Annotated in this window: 22 protein-coding genes and 1 riboswitch; of the genes, 9 read left to right on the plus strand and 13 right to left on the minus strand. The window is 39.2% G+C overall.

Annotation, left to right across the window (positions count from 1 at the left end; genetic code table 11):
* Nucleotides 1-173: 173 nt before the first annotated feature.
* Nucleotides 174-336: riboswitch (SAM riboswitch) on the plus strand.
* A 183-nt stretch (nucleotides 337-519) separates the two neighbouring features.
* The 3 genes from RCP16_RS01055 (at nucleotide 520) to RCP16_RS01065 (ending at nucleotide 3,167) form a co-directional block, all read left to right on the plus strand.
* Nucleotides 520-1,536, plus strand: a complete 1,017-nt coding sequence (locus tag RCP16_RS01055; protein ID WP_137223779.1) for a methionine ABC transporter ATP-binding protein — start codon at nucleotides 520-522, stop codon at nucleotides 1,534-1,536.
* On the plus strand, nucleotides 1,536-2,204 hold the full coding sequence (locus tag RCP16_RS01060) for a methionine ABC transporter permease (protein ID WP_069326213.1): 669 nt from the start codon (nucleotides 1,536-1,538) through the stop codon (nucleotides 2,202-2,204). Before RCP16_RS01055 ends, RCP16_RS01060 begins: the two co-directional genes overlap by 1 nt.
* A gap of 129 nt (nucleotides 2,205-2,333) precedes the next feature.
* Complete coding sequence (locus RCP16_RS01065; RefSeq protein WP_069326214.1) at nucleotides 2,334-3,167, plus strand: MetQ/NlpA family ABC transporter substrate-binding protein; 834 nt, start codon at nucleotides 2,334-2,336, stop codon at nucleotides 3,165-3,167.
* A 102-nt stretch (nucleotides 3,168-3,269) separates the two neighbouring features.
* Here the strand turns inward: RCP16_RS01065 and ybaK are convergent, their stop codons facing one another.
* Complete coding sequence (gene ybaK, locus RCP16_RS01070; RefSeq protein WP_273592390.1) at nucleotides 3,270-3,779, minus strand: Cys-tRNA(Pro) deacylase; 510 nt, start codon at nucleotides 3,777-3,779, stop codon at nucleotides 3,270-3,272.
* Nucleotides 3,780-4,008: 229 nt separating this feature from the next.
* Here ybaK and RCP16_RS01075 point away from each other — a divergent pair, with 229 nt between their 5' ends.
* Entirely contained in the window at nucleotides 4,009-4,779 is a 771-nt protein-coding gene (locus tag RCP16_RS01075; RefSeq protein WP_137223763.1) for an SDR family oxidoreductase, read from the plus strand.
* Nucleotides 4,780-4,920: 141 nt separating this feature from the next.
* On the opposite strand, the gene RCP16_RS01080 is transcribed toward RCP16_RS01075, so the two are convergent.
* Nucleotides 4,921-5,166 carry a NifU family protein gene (locus RCP16_RS01080; protein WP_069326216.1) on the minus strand — a complete coding sequence of 82 codons (246 nt, stop codon included), beginning with the start codon at nucleotides 5,164-5,166 and terminating at the stop codon, nucleotides 4,921-4,923.
* A 175-nt stretch (nucleotides 5,167-5,341) separates the two neighbouring features.
* On the opposite strand from RCP16_RS01080, the gene RCP16_RS01085 reads away from it, so the two are divergent.
* Nucleotides 5,342-5,596, plus strand: a complete 255-nt coding sequence (locus RCP16_RS01085) for a YuzB family protein (protein ID WP_069326217.1) — start codon at nucleotides 5,342-5,344, stop codon at nucleotides 5,594-5,596.
* Between the two features lie 72 nt (nucleotides 5,597-5,668).
* Here RCP16_RS01085 and RCP16_RS01090 read toward each other — a convergent pair whose 3' ends face one another.
* Nucleotides 5,669-6,745, minus strand: coding sequence for an NAD(P)/FAD-dependent oxidoreductase (locus tag RCP16_RS01090; protein WP_069326218.1), 1,077 nt, complete (start codon nucleotides 6,743-6,745; stop codon nucleotides 5,669-5,671).
* Nucleotides 6,746-7,031: 286 nt separating this feature from the next.
* Complete coding sequence (mqnE, locus tag RCP16_RS01095; protein WP_069326219.1) at nucleotides 7,032-8,138, minus strand: aminofutalosine synthase MqnE; 1,107 nt, start codon at nucleotides 8,136-8,138, stop codon at nucleotides 7,032-7,034.
* A 456-nt stretch (nucleotides 8,139-8,594) separates the two neighbouring features.
* Here mqnE and RCP16_RS01100 point away from each other — a divergent pair, with 456 nt between their 5' ends.
* Nucleotides 8,595-8,957, plus strand: a complete 363-nt coding sequence (locus RCP16_RS01100) for a HesB/IscA family protein (RefSeq protein WP_137223761.1) — start codon at nucleotides 8,595-8,597, stop codon at nucleotides 8,955-8,957.
* Nucleotides 8,958-9,105: 148 nt separating this feature from the next.
* Here the strand turns inward: RCP16_RS01100 and RCP16_RS01105 are convergent, their stop codons facing one another.
* Nucleotides 9,106-9,288, minus strand: a complete 183-nt coding sequence (locus tag RCP16_RS01105; protein WP_308641453.1) for a hypothetical protein — start codon at nucleotides 9,286-9,288, stop codon at nucleotides 9,106-9,108.
* Nucleotides 9,289-9,331: 43 nt separating this feature from the next.
* The gene (locus RCP16_RS01110) at nucleotides 9,332-9,706 is read right to left on the minus strand and encodes a cupin domain-containing protein (protein ID WP_069326222.1); all 375 of its coding nucleotides are present in this window, start codon (nucleotides 9,704-9,706) and stop codon (nucleotides 9,332-9,334) included.
* Nucleotides 9,707-9,891: 185 nt separating this feature from the next.
* Between RCP16_RS01110 and RCP16_RS01115 the strand changes: the two genes are divergently transcribed.
* Nucleotides 9,892-10,614, plus strand: coding sequence for a hypothetical protein (locus RCP16_RS01115; protein WP_308641454.1), 723 nt, complete (start codon nucleotides 9,892-9,894; stop codon nucleotides 10,612-10,614).
* Between the two features lie 73 nt (nucleotides 10,615-10,687).
* Here the strand turns inward: RCP16_RS01115 and RCP16_RS01120 are convergent, their stop codons facing one another.
* The 6 genes from RCP16_RS01120 to RCP16_RS01145 form a co-directional block, all read right to left on the minus strand.
* Nucleotides 10,688-11,491, minus strand: a complete 804-nt coding sequence (locus RCP16_RS01120) for a hypothetical protein (protein WP_308641455.1) — start codon at nucleotides 11,489-11,491, stop codon at nucleotides 10,688-10,690.
* A gap of 274 nt (nucleotides 11,492-11,765) precedes the next feature.
* Nucleotides 11,766-12,317 (minus strand): hypothetical protein, encoded by a 552-nt coding sequence (locus tag RCP16_RS01125; protein ID WP_308641456.1) that lies wholly within the window; start codon nucleotides 12,315-12,317, stop codon nucleotides 11,766-11,768.
* A 198-nt stretch (nucleotides 12,318-12,515) separates the two neighbouring features.
* Entirely contained in the window at nucleotides 12,516-12,743 is a 228-nt protein-coding gene (locus tag RCP16_RS01130; protein ID WP_069326226.1) for a hypothetical protein, read from the minus strand.
* 149 nt (nucleotides 12,744-12,892) lie between these two features.
* Nucleotides 12,893-13,525: a TraX family protein gene (locus RCP16_RS01135; RefSeq protein ID WP_308641457.1), complete on the minus strand. Its 633-nt coding sequence runs from the start codon at nucleotides 13,523-13,525 to the stop codon at nucleotides 12,893-12,895.
* An 18-nt stretch (nucleotides 13,526-13,543) separates the two neighbouring features.
* Nucleotides 13,544-13,741: a hypothetical protein gene (locus RCP16_RS01140; protein ID WP_069326228.1), complete on the minus strand. Its 198-nt coding sequence runs from the start codon at nucleotides 13,739-13,741 to the stop codon at nucleotides 13,544-13,546.
* A 163-nt stretch (nucleotides 13,742-13,904) separates the two neighbouring features.
* On the minus strand, nucleotides 13,905-14,903 hold the full coding sequence (locus tag RCP16_RS01145) for an NAD(P)/FAD-dependent oxidoreductase (protein WP_308641458.1): 999 nt from the start codon (nucleotides 14,901-14,903) through the stop codon (nucleotides 13,905-13,907).
* 553 nt (nucleotides 14,904-15,456) lie between these two features.
* Here RCP16_RS01145 and RCP16_RS01150 point away from each other — a divergent pair.
* Together RCP16_RS01150 and RCP16_RS01155 are read left to right on the plus strand one after the other, a co-directional pair.
* The gene (locus RCP16_RS01150; protein WP_308641459.1) at nucleotides 15,457-16,650 is read left to right on the plus strand and encodes an NAD(P)/FAD-dependent oxidoreductase; all 1,194 of its coding nucleotides are present in this window, start codon (nucleotides 15,457-15,459) and stop codon (nucleotides 16,648-16,650) included.
* 1 nt (nucleotide 16,651) lies between these two features.
* Nucleotides 16,652-16,909: a hypothetical protein gene (locus tag RCP16_RS01155; RefSeq protein WP_069326231.1), complete on the plus strand. Its 258-nt coding sequence runs from the start codon at nucleotides 16,652-16,654 to the stop codon at nucleotides 16,907-16,909.
* 67 nt (nucleotides 16,910-16,976) lie between these two features.
* Here RCP16_RS01155 and RCP16_RS01160 read toward each other — a convergent pair whose 3' ends face one another.
* Complete coding sequence (locus RCP16_RS01160) at nucleotides 16,977-18,998, minus strand: methyl-accepting chemotaxis protein (protein ID WP_069326232.1); 2,022 nt, start codon at nucleotides 18,996-18,998, stop codon at nucleotides 16,977-16,979.
* Between the last annotated feature and the right edge of the window lie 24 nt (nucleotides 18,999-19,022).

A 19,022-nucleotide genomic window follows, 5' to 3' on the forward strand; every position in this document is an offset into this window, starting at 1 on the left:
CTATTAATATGCTTCTGGATACTTTAAAATCAATACTGATTGTGTATAACGACTTTATTAAATAATAAAAGATTTCTAATTTCCTTAGGAAATGTTTATTTTTGCTTTGACAAAGCGTGTGAAGTTCAATATACTGAGAAAAGATTTTCATTTTCATTCGAATTTTTCATATTTTCTTATCGAGAGTGGTGGAGGGACTGGCCCGATGAAACCCGGCAACCGATTTTAGAAAATAGATTGCAGTGAATGTAGCAATCTATTTTCCAAAATGTCATGGTGCTAATTCCTTCAAAATGGCATGTGCAGTCAATGCAATGTGATTTTGGCAGATGAGAAGGAAGTATCTCTAATAATAGAGAACCCTTTTCTGCGAAAGGGTTCTTTTTTTGTATAAAGAAGAGAGAAGCGAATACCGACATATATTATAATGAAAATATATCCGACTTATTCGATGGTTTATATATGATTAATGTAATATCGCTTGAGGAATGAAGAGATAGAAGGAAGGAGCACCCATCTGTGATTGAGTTAAAAAATATAACTAAAACGTATGGCAAAGGTAAAAATCTAAGTCCTGCGTTAAGCGGTATCGATTTGAAGATCGAAAAAGGTGAGATTTTCGGTGTGATTGGACATTCGGGTGCAGGTAAAAGTACGTTAATCCGATGTATCAACTTACTTGAACGTCCAACTTCCGGTGAAGTATGGATCGATGGCGTTGATATGACCAAGCTTAACAAAGCACGGTTGCAAGTGAGACGACGTAAAATAGGAATGATTTTTCAGCATTTCAATCTATTATCTTCAGCAACGGTGTATGAGAATATCGCTTTTCCTTTACGCTTGGTCAAAACACCAGAACGTAAAATTAAAGAAAAAGTGAAAGAATTATTAGCTCTGGTTGGACTTGAGAATCATGCAAGTAAATATCCTGCGCAATTATCTGGCGGACAGAAACAACGTGTAGGGATTGCCCGTTCACTAGCAAGTGACCCTGATGTATTACTTTGTGATGAAGCTACCTCGGCACTTGATCCTCAGACCACCAATTCGATTCTCAAATTATTAGTTGATATCAATGAGCGGTTTAATTTAACAATCATTTTGATTACACATGAAATGCATGTGATTCAGAGCATTTGCGATAAAGTAGCTGTTATTCATCGTGGTGGAATTGTAGAACAGGGTCCTGTTACTGACGTTTTTTTGAAGCCACAGCATGAAGTGACACGTGATTTTATTTTAAATGAATCCAATAATGCTGAACTATTGAACACGTCTTGGACAGCGCCGAATGTTCCCAATTCTTTAACTGTTAAAGTTTCGTTTTTAGGTGACAAAACGTATCAATCGATTCTTTCGCAAACGGTACGTCACACAGGTGTCGATTTTGCTATTTTGCAAGGAACGATTTCAACATTAAAAAATGTACCTTATGGACAACTGATTGTTCGCTTTGAAGGAACAGAAGGAGACATTAAGCGTACACTCGATGGATTGACTGCTGAAGGTCTGGATGTGGAGGTGATCAACTGATGGGTGAATTGGATTTTTCACAAATCGATTGGAATGAATTCGGTACAGCAACGCTAGATACACTCAAAATGGTAGGTGCTTCCGGGTTATTTACTTTAATTTTAGGATTGCCTCTAGGTATATTACTATTTATTACAGGACGTTCTACGGTAGCATGGGTACGTTATTTCTATGCGGTGATTGCATTTATCGTTAATATTTTGCGCTCGGTTCCGTTTATCATTTTGATCGTAGCCATATTGCCATTAACGCAAATTCTAGTAGGTACAACAATCGGAGTACTGGGAACGATTCCTCCATTAGTCATTGCAGCTGCCCCGTTTTTTGCCAGATTGGTAGAAACAGCACTGCGCGAAGTGGATCGTGGCGTGATTGAAGCAGCCAATGCTATGGGAGCTTCTCTCTGGCAGATCGTCACACGTGTACTTGTACGCGAAGCTATGCCAGGACTACTTGCTGGATTGACAGTGACTGTCGTTGCTCTAGTATCAAATACAGCGATGGCAGGAATGATTGGTGCTGGAGGACTCGGAACACTTGCGATCAACTATGGTTATTATCGCTATGATACGGCGATTATGTTAGTGGCTGTAGTCATCATGGTCATTATTGTTCAGATTCTACAAATGCTTGGCGATCGTCTAGTGGTTCATTTCTCTAGAAGATAAATATAGATAAAGAATCGTCTATATATGGTAATTCTGCTGAATATTCAGGTAGTCAGATCGACAACAATAAGATGTTCAGCATATCAATAGCATGAATTAAAATACCAAACCAATAAAGGGGTAGAGAAGATGAAAAAATGGACTCTAATTGTACTAAGTATTATGTTGGTAGCTATTATATCGGCTTGTGGTAATAAAGCCGCTGATAACACAGCAGCTACAGGAACCACTGAAGGTGGAGCAGAGGCAGTGACATTGAAAGTCGGTGCTACAGCTGTACCTCATGCTGAAATCTTGAAGCATATTCAACCTGCACTTGCTAAAGAAGGCGTTAATTTACAAGTTGTTGAATTTACAGATTATATCCAACCTAACGTTCAATTGAACGGTAAACAACTAGATGCTAACTATTTTCAAACATTGCCTTACCTTGAAGAACAAAATAAATCACGTGGTATGACACTTAAAGCAGTACAACCTGTACACATCGAACCTTTTGGTGCCTATTCTACAAAGTATAAATCTATCGATGAATTGCCAGATGGCGCAAATATCGCTATTCCTAACGAAGTATCCAATGGAGCACGTGCTTTGATTTTGCTTGCGAACAACGGATTGATTGAATTGAAAGACAAAACAAACATCACTTCTTCTGTCAAAGATATCACATCGAATCCAAAAAACTTTAAATTCACACCGATGGATGCAGCTTTTATCACTCGACAATTGGGTCAAGTGGACTTGGGTATGATCAACATGAACTATGTATTAGAAGCTAAAATCGATCCTAAAACAGCATTGTTGACAGAAACAAGTAGCGCACCTTATGCTAACTACTTGGTAACTCGTGAAGATAACCAAAACGATGCGGCTATCGAAAAATTGAAAAAAGCTTTAACATCTGATGATACAAAAAAATTCATTGAAGATACGTACAACGGTGCTGTTATTCCAGCATTTTAAGTCCATATCCTCACTGAAAGTATACAGAAAGAGCTTAACTTCACTCCAGAAGTTAGGCTCTTTTTTGTATTTTTAGAAATGTATATTTATTGTAAAAAAAACTTATATCGTATCTCCATGATCGTCTACGTTCTCCGTATCATGAACTAAAGATGTAGATATCGCACGTGTCACTTCCACAAGTTGTGATGGAGAAAGCTCTACTTGCATGCCTATTTTGCCTGCGCTAACGATCATCGTTTCAAGTGACATCGCATCTTGATCGATAAAGGTAGGATACAATTTCTTCATACCTACTGGAGAACAGCCTCCTCGAATATAACCTGTCCATTTCTGCAACTCATTCACAGGCAATAACTCTAATTTCTTTTCTCCAGCTGCTTTGGCTGCCTTTTTAAGATCTAATTCAGCGCCAACCGGAATAACAAAAATAAATAAGTTATCTTTACTTTGAGTCACTAAGGTTTTAAACACCATTTCAGGTGGCTTATTGATTTTGACGGCAACCGCATTACCGTGAATTTTGCCGTCTTTATTATCATATTCAATAATGGTGTATGGAATATGGGCTTTGTCTAAAATGCGCATCGCATTGGTCTTACTTGTATTCATTCAAATACCTCCTACTTCATAAGCTGAATACTACTATTATAAACGATCTTTTGAGATTTCGTAGAGTGGGGCAAAGCTTGATGTACTGAACCTTTTGACATCTATAGGTTAGGGTCTGTACACTATATAAGAATGGGTATCATCCAAAAGCTATGATTCCAACGTATACCATTATAAAAGATCATAACAATCGAAAAGATGTAATAGATGTTCTAGAGGAGGAACTTTTTTGGATCGTAAAATTGCCCTGATTACAGGCAGTGCCAAAGGATTAGGTAAAATGACGGCGCTTACGCTAGCGGGTCAAGGCTGTGATATCGCTCTAAATTATATGAATAGTCATGAAGAAGCTATACATTTACAGTCTCGTATTGAAAAAATGGGAGTACGCTGTATTGTTGTACAAGCTGATATTTCGCTTGAAGCCGATATAGATCGCCTTGTAGACGAAGTGGAACAACAGCTGGGCGGTATTGATATTTTAGTCAATAACGCAGGCCCTTTTATCCGGGAACGCCGTCTATTTGCTGATTATGAGCGTGCAGAAATCATGTCGTTAATGCAAGGAAATCTGATCGGTGCGATGTTGCTAGATCACCGTGTATTACCTCATATGCGTCAGCAGAAATGGGGACGCATTATTCATTTTGGTTTTGGACATGCGGCTGAATCGAGATCATGGCCTCATCGTGCTGTATATGCCGCAGCCAAAGTAGGATTGGTTTCGTTTACCAAAACATTGGCTGTAGAAGAAGCAGAAAATGCGATTACTGTTAATATGATCTGTCCGGGTGATATTCGTGGGGATAACAAAGAAAAACGGATCGCCGATGTCCTACATCTTGTTGATGAAGAAACGCCGCGAGGTCGACCGGGTAGTGGAGAAGACATTTCGCGTGTTATTTCTTATCTATGTCATTCCGATTCTGACTTTATTACAGGTAATATCATGGATATCTCGGGTGGACTTGATCCGATTCGTCCATATATCAAAGGATGAACCGAATAGATAGGGCTTACAGTAAAAAGTGAATACATGTATAAGCACAAAAAAAGCGTCCTGCTTCCCAAAGGAAGACAAGACGCTTTTTGTTATGAAGCGAAGGCAATCAATCGTTGCCTCTGTATAAAAAAGTCTGAATTAGAATACTTGGACAACCTCTTGCACACCTTCAACTTCTTCGAAAAGGGCGCGCTCGATACCCGCTTTTAGCGTGATTGTCGAACTTGGGCAACTACCGCAAGCTCCCATCAACTTAAGCTTAACGATACCATCCTCAACGTCTACCAACTCAACGTCGCCGCCATCGCGTTGCAAGAATGGACGCAATTTGTCCAGAACTTCCAATACTTCATCGTACATTTCAACCTGTACACTTTCACTCATATTGTTCAACTCCTTTCGTAACTATATTATAGTATAAATACACCAAAATTTCAGCATTTACGCAATGATTTTTATACTCATTTCAAATTTCTTTATAAAAATGACAATATAGGTGCATATTCAGACACATTTTAGTGTATGATGTTCAAGGTACAACGATTGGAGGAATACACATATGAGACCGATTATAGAGTTTTGCCAGAGTAATATGCATACCGGTACAGATCAGGTAATGAAGAAATTAGAAGCAGATCCTGATTATGATATTATAGAATACGGTTGTCTGGGCAATTGTGGTCAATGTTATGCAATGCCTTATGCTTTAGTCAACGGAGAAATCGTTGCATCGGAAGATGCGGATACACTATATACGTTAATTTTAGAAAAGGTTAATGAAGCTGATGCTTGGGCTGATCTCGATTTAGACTGAGATCAGCTTTTTTTTATGCTCAAGCACCAATGAATAGTTCATCATCACAAAGGAAATCACGAAGATAGGATTCTAACCGAAATGATGTTTGGACATCCAGAGCACGCCACTTTTCAGTAGACGAGGTACTTTACCGGTAACAGAGCTTTTACCACCGAATCCAAATCCTGTACCAAAACCGGATTTTTTACCTAATGCTCCTAAAGTTCCTTTAAGTTTCAGTGGTTGCACTTTCGGTTGTTCCCCTTTCCAACCGGCTACAATTACATTAGCAATCTGTTCTGCTTGAGCTTCTGCTGCTTGTGCACTAGCTGCGAAAGGAAGGGAAGCACAATCTCCACATACAAATACTTCCGGGCGACCTGGAATACGATACAGTTCGTCCAAAATGACACGTCCAGAGTTATCCTGATTGACATTTAACTCATCGATCAATGGTACAGGGCGAATACCTGCTGTCCAGACCGTTACATCTGCTGAAATGCGCTCAGACTCACCGTTATAGACACAATGTCCTTCTACACGGCTAATATTGATATGGTTACGTACTTCTACATTATGCTCACGGAACCATTCTTCTACATATTTAGATAGGCGTGGAGGAGATGAAGACAATAGACGCTCACCACGATCCAGAATACGCACATTCAAATCTTCACGACTTTCACGAATTTCAGCCGCAATCTCAATTCCACTTAATCCTCCGCCAACAATATTCACTGTAGCTTGAGGAGGTAAATTATTTATTTTTAAGTACGTATCACGAGTAGCTGTGAATGATTGAATAGTACTTGTGTATTCAGCAGCACCGGGTACACCATGGAAATTATCGGTACAACCTAAAGCGATCACCATTTGATCGTAATTCAACGGTTCGCCATCTTCAAATGAAATCACTTTATCTTCTAAATTAATGCCTGTTACATCACCATATCTAGTGGTCATTTTAGCATGTGTAGGAAATTTAACGCGCAACTCAAGATCAGAAGCTGTTCCTGCTGCTAAAGCATAATATTCTGTTTTAAGCCCCTGGAAAGGCATACGATCTACTAAAATAATCTGTGTGTCTGCTGGAATCTTATGATCCAATAATTCGTGGGCTAATGTAACGCCGCCGTAACCTGCACCGAGTATAACTAAATTTTTCATGATATCTTCTCCTTCTGGTAGATAATAAATAGATGAGAATCGTACATGATCCCCGTAGTCATAATGATTTCAAAAATCATAAACATAGAGGCAAGTCATCCGGCGCAGAGAAGGCAAAGCGGTGAGCCGGGTGATGCCTTTTTTGCCCAAAAAGCCACATATTGCCAGCTTACAGGCGTATAAACGGGCTTTACTTCTAAGATACAGCGATAGGATATCTAAAACGAATCCACTGTATGATTAAGTAAAGCCCGGGGTATGATGAGATGTTGAATAGATCTAAAGACTATTCGTATACTTTAATTTCGTTGTAGAATGTATCGCGTTCTACAGGAATACGACCTGCGCCTTTAATCAACCAGATCAACTCTTTACGAGTCAAACCTTCTGGAGTCAAAGCACCTGCTGCATGACTAATACGTTCTTTGATAATCGTACCGTGAGCATCAGAAGCACCGAAAGTTAGAGCCATTTGAGTCAATTGAGTACCAATATTGATAAAGTACGCTTTAATATGATCGATATTGTCAAGCATCAGACGACTGATTGCGATTGTTTTCAAATCTTCATAAGCCGAGTTACGACGCATAATACTTGCATTTTTACTTTTCGGTTGCATAGACAATGGAATAAATACAAGGAATCCATTTGTTTCGTCTTGCAACTCACGAATTTGTACCATATGACGTACACGGTCTTCGTAACTTTCAATCGAACCGTATAACATGGTGGTGTGTGTACGCATACCCATATTATGAGCAGTACGATGCACTTCTAGATAACGGTCAACGTTTGCTTTGTCGACACGCATTTTTTTACGATACTCATCAGATAAGATCTCTGCGCCACCACCGGTCAACGATTGCAAACCTGCTTCACGTAGCTTTGTGAGTACTTGTTCAATATTCAATCCGCTGATCCGAGTAAAGAAGTCAATCTCAGCTGCTGTATATGCTTTGAGTACCACTTCTGGAAAAGCTTCTTTGAGCGCTTGAAGAGAATCAACATAATATTGGAAAGGTACATTGTTGTTATGTCCACCTACAATATGGAATTCACGAACGCCAGGATGGTAATGTTGTTGTACATAATCAACCATTTCCTGACCACTTAATGTGTATGAACCTTCTTCGCCTTCGTCTTTACGGAAGTTACAAAATGCGCAATGAGCTTCACATACATTGGTAAAATATAGACTCATATTTTCGATAAAATAAACCTTTTTACCATTTTTGCGTAAGTTCACTTCATTTGCCATTTGTCCGATGGTGAGGATATCATCACTCTCATATAGATATACCCCATCTTCAATAGATAAACGCTCACCTGTACGTACTTTATGGAAAATTTCTGCCATACGGGTATCGGTTTGTGGTGTAATAATAGTAGACATGCTAGGTTCCTCCTGTTCTCCTTAAAACTTCTGTCTATCTTCTGTGATGTCCGAATCTTGTAAGACGTGCTTGTCATTGTCTTACACCAATAAGGAGTCAATGAATAATAGCAATTAAAAAAAGCACACCATATATGCTGTCAATCCTAACAATAAAAATGCCAAAATAACTTCATCTTTGAACGCATACTATATAATATACAACAAATTACATAACATAGTCACCTGATTTGAAGAATTAATGTGAAAAAAGTTACAACGGCACATAAGGTGTAACGATGTTTGGTTTTTGACAGAATTTCGACATTTCCTGTCATCCTTCACTTACCCATTATAAACCTCTCATGTAACGCGGGCAATACAATTACTTAAAAAATGAGAGATTGTGCATAATGAATAAGCCTTGAGTGCAGTGGAACAGAAGAGTATAATGAAAAAGAAAAGGAGGGGATATCATTGATTACAATTAGTGATTCAGCAGCTTCACGTATGAAAGGCATTATGGAAGATCAAGACATACCCGGTCTATTCGTACGCATCGGCGTAAACCCTGGTGGTTGCAGTGGATTCTCTTATGCCATGGGCTTTGATAGCGAAGAAACGGATAAAGATATATATATGACTATTCAAGAGATGAAAGTCGTTGTGGATAAAGAAGACCTGAAATACTTGAACGGTTTGGAAGTGGATTTTGAAGAATCCGGTATGAGTGGTGGATTTACCATTCATAATCCAAATGCTGTAGCAACTTGTGGTTGCGGATCAAGTTTCCGTACACGCGAAGAAGACGAAGTATTGGCTCAACCTTGTGAAGATTAAGATCATTTCGTAAATAATTATTAAATGAGAAGACCCCGAAAGCGTACATTTACGTATTTCAGGGTCTTTTTTTTGTATACAAGATGTATAGCTAGCAATAGATACGAAAAAAGCGAAACCTAATCTTCATAGGCTTCGCTTTTTGTATTTACATCATAGTTTTTCGTTTACGGTATTTCTGAATCATTAAGAAAATCCATCCTGCTATCATTACATAAATACTCACAAGCAATACGGTTCTGCCATAAGGATGTTCAGCAATGATCATAATATTGCCAATAATCGATAAAAACGTTCCAATCAGTGCAATACTTCCGTCTTTACTCCACATATGCAACAGCTCCTTGATGTGTGTATAGATATCTTTATTGATCTTATAATTGATCTTCGATCGACTTGGTTAACGGAGATTCTACATCGCCGGTATGCTTGGTACTTACCGACTCGATCAAGACTAATCCACATTCTTCTTCAGCGAACGGGTTATGCATCGTTCCTTTGGGAACAACATAAAATTCTCCTTTTTCTAAAGTGATATCTTCAGCATCTTGTAGACGAATAATAACCTTTCCATAAACAACTAGAAATAATTCATCTTCATGATCATGTTGATGCCAGACCAGTTCTCCTTTAACTTTTGCCACTTTGACATATTGATCGTTTACTTGCCCGATCACTCGTGGCGACCAGTGTTCTGTAATTTTGGCTAATTCTTCTGCAATATTGGTAGGACTCAATACGTTTAACATCGTTAACACTCCATTCTGCATCGTTATGTATAGAATTGATAGATCGTATATAAATTATACATGAAAAGAAACGTTAACATCTATTTAGCAACTATTCATAAGAAGTTCACATGCCTCTTTTACAATAGTTTTACAGCCTACACATCATGATCAGATGGCAGGCTACACACAAGGAGGCAATTCATATGAAGAAATGGACATTCCTTTTAGGAACCACGATGGCGATCGCTCTGTTAGCGGGATGCAGTACAAATAGTGAAACGTCATCAACAGCAGAGCCAACAACCAATACAGCAGATGCTTCTGCAACAGCGACATCTACCAACACGTCATCTTCTTCGGGAGATAGCACGGCACAAGCGAATGCTGATCTAATGGGCAAAATCAAATCTATTGACGGTAATACGATTACCATCTACAAGTCTACAATAGATCCTTCTCAGATGGGGCAAGGTGGAAGCAAAGGTATGAATGCTCCACCAGAAGGACAACCCGGTGATGGAGGTGCTTCCCCAGCAGATGGCGGACAATCCCCTCCAGCTACGCCAGACGGAGAGTCTGCTCAAGCACCCGTCAATGAAGGTTCACAAGCTCCAGCCTCTTCTGAACAAGCGAGCACGGGTGGGAAAGATATGTTCTCGGACGAGACTGTTACGATTACAGTATCCGACAGTACAACGTTCTCTACAATGGCGATGGAGAATAATGAAATGACGACAACGACCAAAGCCCTTTCCGATCTCAAAGCAGATGATGTCATCAACGTTTGGTTAAATACAGAAGATTCTTCCGTAGCCGATCAGATTCAACTATTTATTGGTATGGGCGGTATGCATAGTGGTCAGATGAAAGGTGATATTTCGAGTCAAGATACTTCCTCAGATACAACATCTACAGATCATTCATAATACAGCAAAAAAGAGTGAACACGATGGTTCACTCTTTTTGCTATACAACTAAATCTAGATCATTATTTTTACGTTATGAAGACGATTCTTGGGTAGCTACTGGAGCAGAAGCATTTGCCGGTGGAGTCGGTGGTGTACTTCCATCTATAGGTGGAGCAGGTGGTGTAGGAGGCGTACTTCCATCTGCTGGTACAGGTGGAACTGGCGGAGTGCTTCCGTCTTTAGGTGCAGGAGGTGTCGGTGGAGTTCCGCCATTTGCTGGTGGTTGCGGAGCTTCATGAATTTCAATTTTAGTCGCTTGTTTACTTGTATCGGATGCAAGTGTCACAGCGATATGATCTCCAACATTAAGAGCCGATAAGGAGATGGTCGTTTCCACATGTCCTTTTTCTGGACTGTGCGAAGTTTTCACAATATCGGTACCACTGTAGACATTGATCGTGACGCTTGTTCCTTCTGGCAAAAGACCTTGTGGTTTGCTATACGTATCTTTACTAACCGATGAGCGACTAGAAGATTTCGTATTTTTAGAACCCGATTTATAGTTCGCTTTGCGATCAGTTGCAGGTAGTGGTGGTTTTTCAGGTGCAGTGATCGTAATTTGATTGCCATTGATTGATTTAATTTCACCGATAACATCGGCTCTTTCTCCTTTAAGTCCTGGGCCATCTAGTTTACCTGGTGCAGGTGGAGCGGGAAGGACTGGAGTGGTTCCATCTGGTAGTGTAGGTGCATCTGCAAGTACCTGACGTTGTTGAGATTGTACTGATGTAGATTGTTCGGAAGAAGATGCTGCAAATGCCGATGGGGCTGCTACAGCACCTGCAATGAGAGCTGCTGAAAAAGCGACGTTAGATAATACTTTAAGTGTCTTCATAAAGAAACCTCCTTTGGATTGGAAGGACATTTCAAAAGGCACGTCCTATAAACGGAAGTATAGAGAGCGATTGTGAACTCAATGTGAACTAAAAATGAATGAAACCTTAAAAAGTAAGATATTCCACATTATTGTCTAAACAAGAGTAAATCAAAGAAAAAGGCAGCGAGCCGCTGACTTCAACGGTTCACTGCCTGCTTGTTTCAACAAGATACTCTTTACATTTTGTGGGAAAATAGAGATGAAAAATATTTTAAATGAATCAATATATCGATTATTTGCTAGTGGTAGCAGGCATAACTTCAATTTTGGTGGCTTTGGTAGTACCAGAAGCGAGTGTAACGAAAATAATATCACCTGCTTTAAGACTGGATAATGCTTTTTTCGTTGGAGTGGCTTTGGTGCTACCCGCAGAACGTGTCACACTTACGATACTTGTAGCACTACTTACAGTCACACTTGTCGTTGTTGTGCTAAACGTCTGAGCAGGTGGAGTAGTACCTGTTCCTGCTGTTGGAGCGGAACCTGTAGGCGGCGCGGCTGGCACTGTTCCACTTGGAGGAGCTTCTCCTGCTACTGGAGCTTTTGATCCTGCTGTTCCTGTGGGTATATCCGGTTGAGTGGAGGATTTGTACAATGTAATTTTGCTACCGCTGATTGATTTTATTTTACCGATCAATACATTGTTCATGGCTTTGGCATCTTTGGGAGCAGCCGTGGTCGATGGGGTCGTTGTAGCGGCATGAGTTGTTGCTCCTATAGATATCGATCCCACCAATAAAGCTGCGGACAAAGCGACACTCGAAAGTACTTTTAATGTTTTCATACAATAGATTCCTCCTAAAGTGAATGAGCATTAGATAAACGATTCAGACGATATCTTATGCCTCTTCACGTAGTATAAAAGGAGAATATGAACTGCAAATGAACATTCACTTTAAGAACACAAAAAAGCCAGTTTCTCGCTTCCTCTTCATAAAGAAAAAGCAGACAACTGGCTTTTGGATATCATATTAAGTATGAATCAATCGGTTTGAAACATTGTTGATTCACGAGAATACAAGCTTTTGGTTCCAGATTGTAAGTTACGCACGCGAACAGCTTCGTTCGTATAAGCTTCTACATAACCACGTCCAATTTCACAATATACGCCAGCAGGATCTTCCTGCCATACTGTAATAAGACTGCCAGACAGTCCAGCGGTGAAAAAGTCCATATCTTCAGTAAGTGTGTGTTTCTTGTTCGATTTCATGGGGGTTCCCCTTCCTATATTTAAAACTGCCTATAGCCGACAGATGACTTCCGCTAACGATTATACTCTAAGATGCACTCATAAGGCGATGGTTTTTTACGAAAAGACAGAAAAAAATCGGGAAGTGATATATTCCCGATTTGTATTTGTTAAAATACCAAACGTATGATCGCAATAATAGCTAAATGTGCGGGATAAAAAGAACGCCATATCCAGCGTGGAGGTGAATAAAGCTTTGTTTTTGGATACAAATTTAGATGAATAGCAATTAAAGCCGTAGCCAGCACACTAAATACCTGAATATCTGAAAACCCTCCAAACAGGACAAAAACAACAGTGAGTGCCAAATGAGCGACAATCACCCAATACCCGGTCGTGTAACGAAATACCAATACAAGCAGAACGCCGTACATCCCATAATCCATATGTAGCTGATCTGCCAACCAACCTACAATAAGAATTAGAAGAAGCGAAACCGGAAAATATTTCAGGGATAGTTTATCAATTACAATCATTAAAAGCAAGGAAATAAATAATGTACAGACCACATTTAAATTAGTAATATCAAAAGCGTACATAAAAGGAAGTTGTGATAAAGCTGCAATTAGGAGTAACCGAATCGTATATTTGCGTACATTTCGTGTACGTTGATAACCGAGTACTAGAAAATAACAATAGATCGGAAAAGCTATTCTACCAAAAACACGCAAATACCGTTCATCGGGAAAGAAAGCATACCCCAAATGATCGGTTAGCATCGTGATCATCGCTAACCACTGCACAGGCATACCTCCTTTAATTTACTTCATCAGACTAAAGTTAAATATCGTTTGTACAATCAATGAAATAATCAGTAGTCCAAAAATAGAAAAGCCGATTCCTGCTCCTTTACGACTTTCTTTGAAAAATTTGCGACTCAATGCAAATACAAGTCCAGCAATGGCTAATAATACGAGCACGATAATAATACGAAGAAAAATAAACACACCAACACTCACGAAAGGCACCTCCTGCAAATTTTAAATAATCTTATGTTTACTATACGACATATTGAGAGGTGTAATCCAAGTAAAAGGTGAACATTTCGCAAAACCACAAAAAAATGCTCTTTTCCCCATGGATTCTTGATCCAGTGAAGAAAAGAGCAGGGATAAAACGGAACTACATTTTCATATTACTACTGTGTCCTGGAGACAATTTCGCATCAGGATCTACATAGACTTTAGCATTGTTAATAGCGGTAGGCGCTTCACCAAAACCGACAGCGATCAATTTGAGCTTACCAGGGTAAGTCGTGATATCGCCAGCAGCGAAGATGCCTTCTACATTGGTCTCCATACGAGAATCGACCACGATAGAGTTACTATTGATCTCAATGCCCCATTCAGCGATCGGACCCAATGAAGAGATAAAGCCAAAGTTGACGATAACATCATCGACTTCGATTTCTTGTGCTTCTTTGGTTTTTACATGAGAAAGAGTAACACGTTCAATCGTATCTTCACCGTGTAGTTCAGTAATTTCTGTAGGTGTAATGATTTTGACGCCAGAAGCATTCAAGTTTTCTACACTGTGTTCGTGGGCACGGAATTTGTCACGGCGATGGATCAAGTATACTTCAGCAGCGATCGGTTCGATCATCAATGCCCAGTCAACTGCGGAGTCGCCTCCACCACTGATCAATACTTTTTTACCTGCAAAACGGCTCAAGTCGCTGACAAAGTAGTGTAGATTTGTTTTCTCAAAATGACTTGCGTTCGGTAAATCAAGACGGCGAGGTTCAAATGCACCTACGCCTGCTGTAATAATCACTGCTTTACTTTCGTGTGTACCTTTATCAGTAGTCACTACAAAATGACGATCTGCTTTCTTTTCTACATTAAGTACTTTTTCTTCCAAACGAATATCAGAATCAAAATGATTCATTTGTTGTTGTAAGTTGTTTACCAGTTCTTGCGCTGTAATTTTCGGGAATCCAGCTACATCATAAATATATTTTTCAGGATAAAGGGCAGCTAATTGTCCGCCTAGTTGAGGCATACTTTCGATTAGTTTCACTGACGCTTGACGCATACCGCCATAAAAAGCAGCAAACATCCCGGCAGGCCCTCCACCAATAATAATAATATCGCTTAGTTCGTTGTTTGTTGTAGATGACACTTCACAAGCACCTCCGTAAATTAGTTCGATCTCACCCAATTATATATCATAAAGAGAATATTTTTAAAACGACAATTCTCAAAACAGCTCATATCCTTTTTATTGGAACGCGCAAAGTAAACAAAAAATATCTTTCGTATGCACAAAAATATATAAAAAGATAGATAAAAAATTAAATTTACTCTTGATATTTCAAAGAAAAATAGATATCATTTCAGTTGGGCTAATGATGTTTTGTGACGAAAATAAAACATTTTTTTCAGAAAACATAAATTTTTTTGAACATATTCGCTAGAAAGAGTACAATATAATGTGACATATCCTATTGCACTTTTATAGGTGAATATAATCATTTGTCTACTGTTGTGTATATTTTCACAATTTTATGAAGGTATACGGAGCAATCATGGTTATATATGGGTATTAACTATTTTAACTGATTTTATCGTTTCAGTGCAAAGTCTATTATTAATGATCTTTACCAAGTATTAATGTAGGCGATGTACTTCAATGAAATACATTCTAAGTGAATCATTGGAAGGGGAAAATGAATATGAGTAGCATTCCTAAAATTGTTATTTTGGGCGCAGGTTATGCAGGTATTCTTGCTGCACAACGTTTGCAAAAAGATCTAAATTATAATGAGGCTGACGTAACTTTGGTTAACCGCCATGACTATCATTACTTTACAACACACTTGCACATGCCAGCAGCAGGTACAGACAAATTGGATAACGCGCGTGAGCAAATTTCCAAATTGGTGGATGAGTTCAAAATTGATGTTGTAAAATCAAACGTACAAGAAATCATCCCACAAGAGAAAAAAGTTATTTTGGAAGACGGAACTTTGTCTTATGATCACTTGATCATTTGCCTAGGTGGCGAACCAGAAACTTTCGGTATCCCGGGTATGCTTGAAAATGCGATGACTATTCGCAGTATCAACTCTGTACGTAAAATCCGTGATCACATTGAAGCTCAATTTACAGCTTACAAAGTAGATAAAAAACCAGAGCGTTTGACTTTCGTAGTCGGTGGCGCAGGTTTCACAGGTATCGAATTTATCGGTGAATTGGCTGATCGTCTACAAGAATTGTGCAGAACTCATGGCATTAGCCGTTCTGAAGTTAAATTGTACAATGTAGAAGCAGCTCCAACAGCATTGCCAGGTTTCGATCCTGAATTGGTTGAATATGCTATGAAAGTTCTACAAAACAAAGGCGTAACATTCAAAATTGGTGTTGCGATCAAAGAATGTCTAACTGACGGTGTTATCGTTGGTGAAAATTCTGAAAAAATCCATGCAAACACTGTCGTATGGACAGGTGGTATCCGTGGTAACCGTCTAGTAGAACAAGCTGGATTCGAAGCAATGCGCGGACGTGTTAAAATTGACGAATACTTGCGTGCACCAGGACACGAAAATGTATACATCATTGGCGATAGCTCATTGATGTTCAATGAAGAAGGTCGTCCTTACCCACCAACAGCTCAAATTTCGATGCAACAAGGTGTACTTTGTGCACAAAACATCGTAGCAGCTATTCGTGGACAAAAACCAAAAGCATTCGTATTCAGCAACAAAGGTACTGTAGCATCGCTTGGTAAAGGCGAAGCAGTAGGTGTTGTTGGAGATCGCAAACTTAAAGGTTTTGTAGCAGCTCAATTGAAAAAAGTAATCGATATCCGTTACTTGTTTATCATTGGCGGCGTATCGCTTGTTATGAAAAAAGGAAAATTCTTATAAGATGCGTCATTGTAGCGTTCAGGTACGTGGGCTTCTTACGCGTGAAGAGCTGGATCGTTATAACGGATTAATAGAAGTAGGTGGATTTTTGGAAGAGCAGGGTCGTTATGATCTTGCTTATCCTGTTCAAAAAGAAATCGATATTCTAATCTTACCAGCGATCGAACGTTTGAAAGACAAAAGCCGTGCACGAGATCGTGATGATCAGGAATATATGGCATCATTAGAACGTGATCAGGATTTGTCTGAAGAAGTCTGATTTGAAATGCTAACTAAAAAGCGAGGTTCCTGTTGAGGAACCTCGCTTTTTTTGTTTTTTATCTAACTTATTGATTTGAAGTTGGTGCTGAAGAAGATGGAGTAGAATCGCTCTCAATTTTGAATTGTCCCACTTCTTTTAATAAGTGATTCGCACTTTCAGACAGATTTTTGGATGCAGTAGAGATACTTGCAATCGATTGAGTCTGTTCGATAGTGGATGAAGCAGCTTCTTCGGTAGCAGCTGCACTTTCTTCGGATACCGCAGCAAGCCCTGTAATAACATCGGATACTTGATTTGCGCTTGATTTGAGAGAAGTCACACCATCAGATACATGACCAATTTGAGAAATAATATCGTCTACAGAATAACGAATGTGTTCAAATGAATCTTTCGTTTCATTTACCGATTGTTGTTGTTGAACGGTAGTATCACGGAATGAAGAAAGTTCCAACGAGCTTTGTTTACCTGCTTCATTTAACTGAATCAATAGCGCATCAATATCCGAAGCCGAGTGAGAAGCTTGTTCTGCTAGCTTACGCACTTCACTTGCAACAACCGCAAATCCTGCTCCATGTTCACCTGCACGTGCCGCTTCAATCGCTGCATTGAGGGATAATAGATTAGTCTGGTTACTGATTTCACGGATAACATTCGTGATTTGTGCGATTTCGTCTAATTTTTTCAATAGAATGGTGTTCGATGCTTCTACCCGTTGTGTCGATTCTTGTCCTGCTTGAGCAAGTGCAGTCTGTTGTGAAATCGCTTGTGTTCCCCGTTGCATTGCTTCGTTCACTTGTGTGATCATATGAGCCGCTTGATCAGCACTTGCAGCTACTTTTTCAAGGGATCCGGTCATATCCATGACCATCTCAGCACCTGATTGGATCGATTCTGCTTGATCTCCTGCTCCACGAGCAATTTCTTCAATAACGGTAGAAATTTGTCCGGCGATATCCCCCGAGTTAGAAGCATTATTGTACATTTCATCAGAAGCTTTGTTCACGCTTACCGCAGATTGCGCAACGGTCTGAATTAAGTTACGAAGAGCGGCAGACATGGTATTAAAAGCAGTTCCTAACTGTGCAATTTCGTCTTTACCTTTAATTGCTACAACAACTGTCAAATCACCTTCAGCCAACTGCTGTGCACTTTTCTTAAGCAAGATAATAGGTTTAACCATCCGAACCGCTACCCAGAAAGCAAGTAAAGCAAATAATAAAGTAAGGGCGATAATCACGATTGTGTATTGATTGCGTAATTGAGTATATTCAGCAAAAGCTAATTTTTTGGAAGTGGATGAAGCAACAACCCAATTGATTCCTGGAATTTTTTCATAATATAGTAATTGAGGATCACCTTGATAAGTATATTCAACACTACCTGAATTTTGACTAAGTAATGTATTGGCGATACCGCTATAATCCGGTTGATCTTTCAATTGCTTGTTTACAAATGATTCATCGGGATGAGACATTACATTACCATTAGGATCGATCAAAAATGTGAAGCCGTTATTTGTTTTGAGTGTATTGATATAACTGGTGATTGTAGATAACAAGATATCTTCCGCAATAACACCAGCAAAGTTACCTTGAGGATCTTTCAGAGGAGCGCCAATAAATATAGCTTTGTACGTTTTGGTACCGGCATCTTCATAAGGAGCACTGATAAATAGTTTGTTAGCTTTTTTGGTTTCTTGATACCATGGTCTTGTTCTAGCATCGTAACCTTCAGGAGCTACCCAATCGCTACCATCTAGAAAAGTACCATCTTCTAACGAGAAATAAATATCAGAGATTGTTTTGGCATTGCTTTCATCTTTAAAGACTTGTAGATGTTTTAATGTAATTTGATCTAAAGGAACAGTAGTATTAATCACAGAAGCTAATGTTTCGACTACTTTACTATTGGTATTAATCCAACCATTGATCTGGGTTACCCCTTGAGTTACTGTTTTCTTTACATCTGCATCTACAGATTGAGTTGCTTGTTTTTTGATGATATACAGTGCAGACCAGCCTACCGGAACAGCAATAAGAATCGCAGTGGCTATAACAAGCAAAATCAATTTCACCTTTAAAGTCATACATACTCCTCTTTTCTCTACGTA

Origin of the sequence: Paenibacillus nuruki (assembly GCF_963311185.1) — a bacterium.
GTDB classification, from domain to species: Bacteria; Bacillota; Bacilli; order Paenibacillales; family Paenibacillaceae; genus Saccharibacillus; species Saccharibacillus nuruki.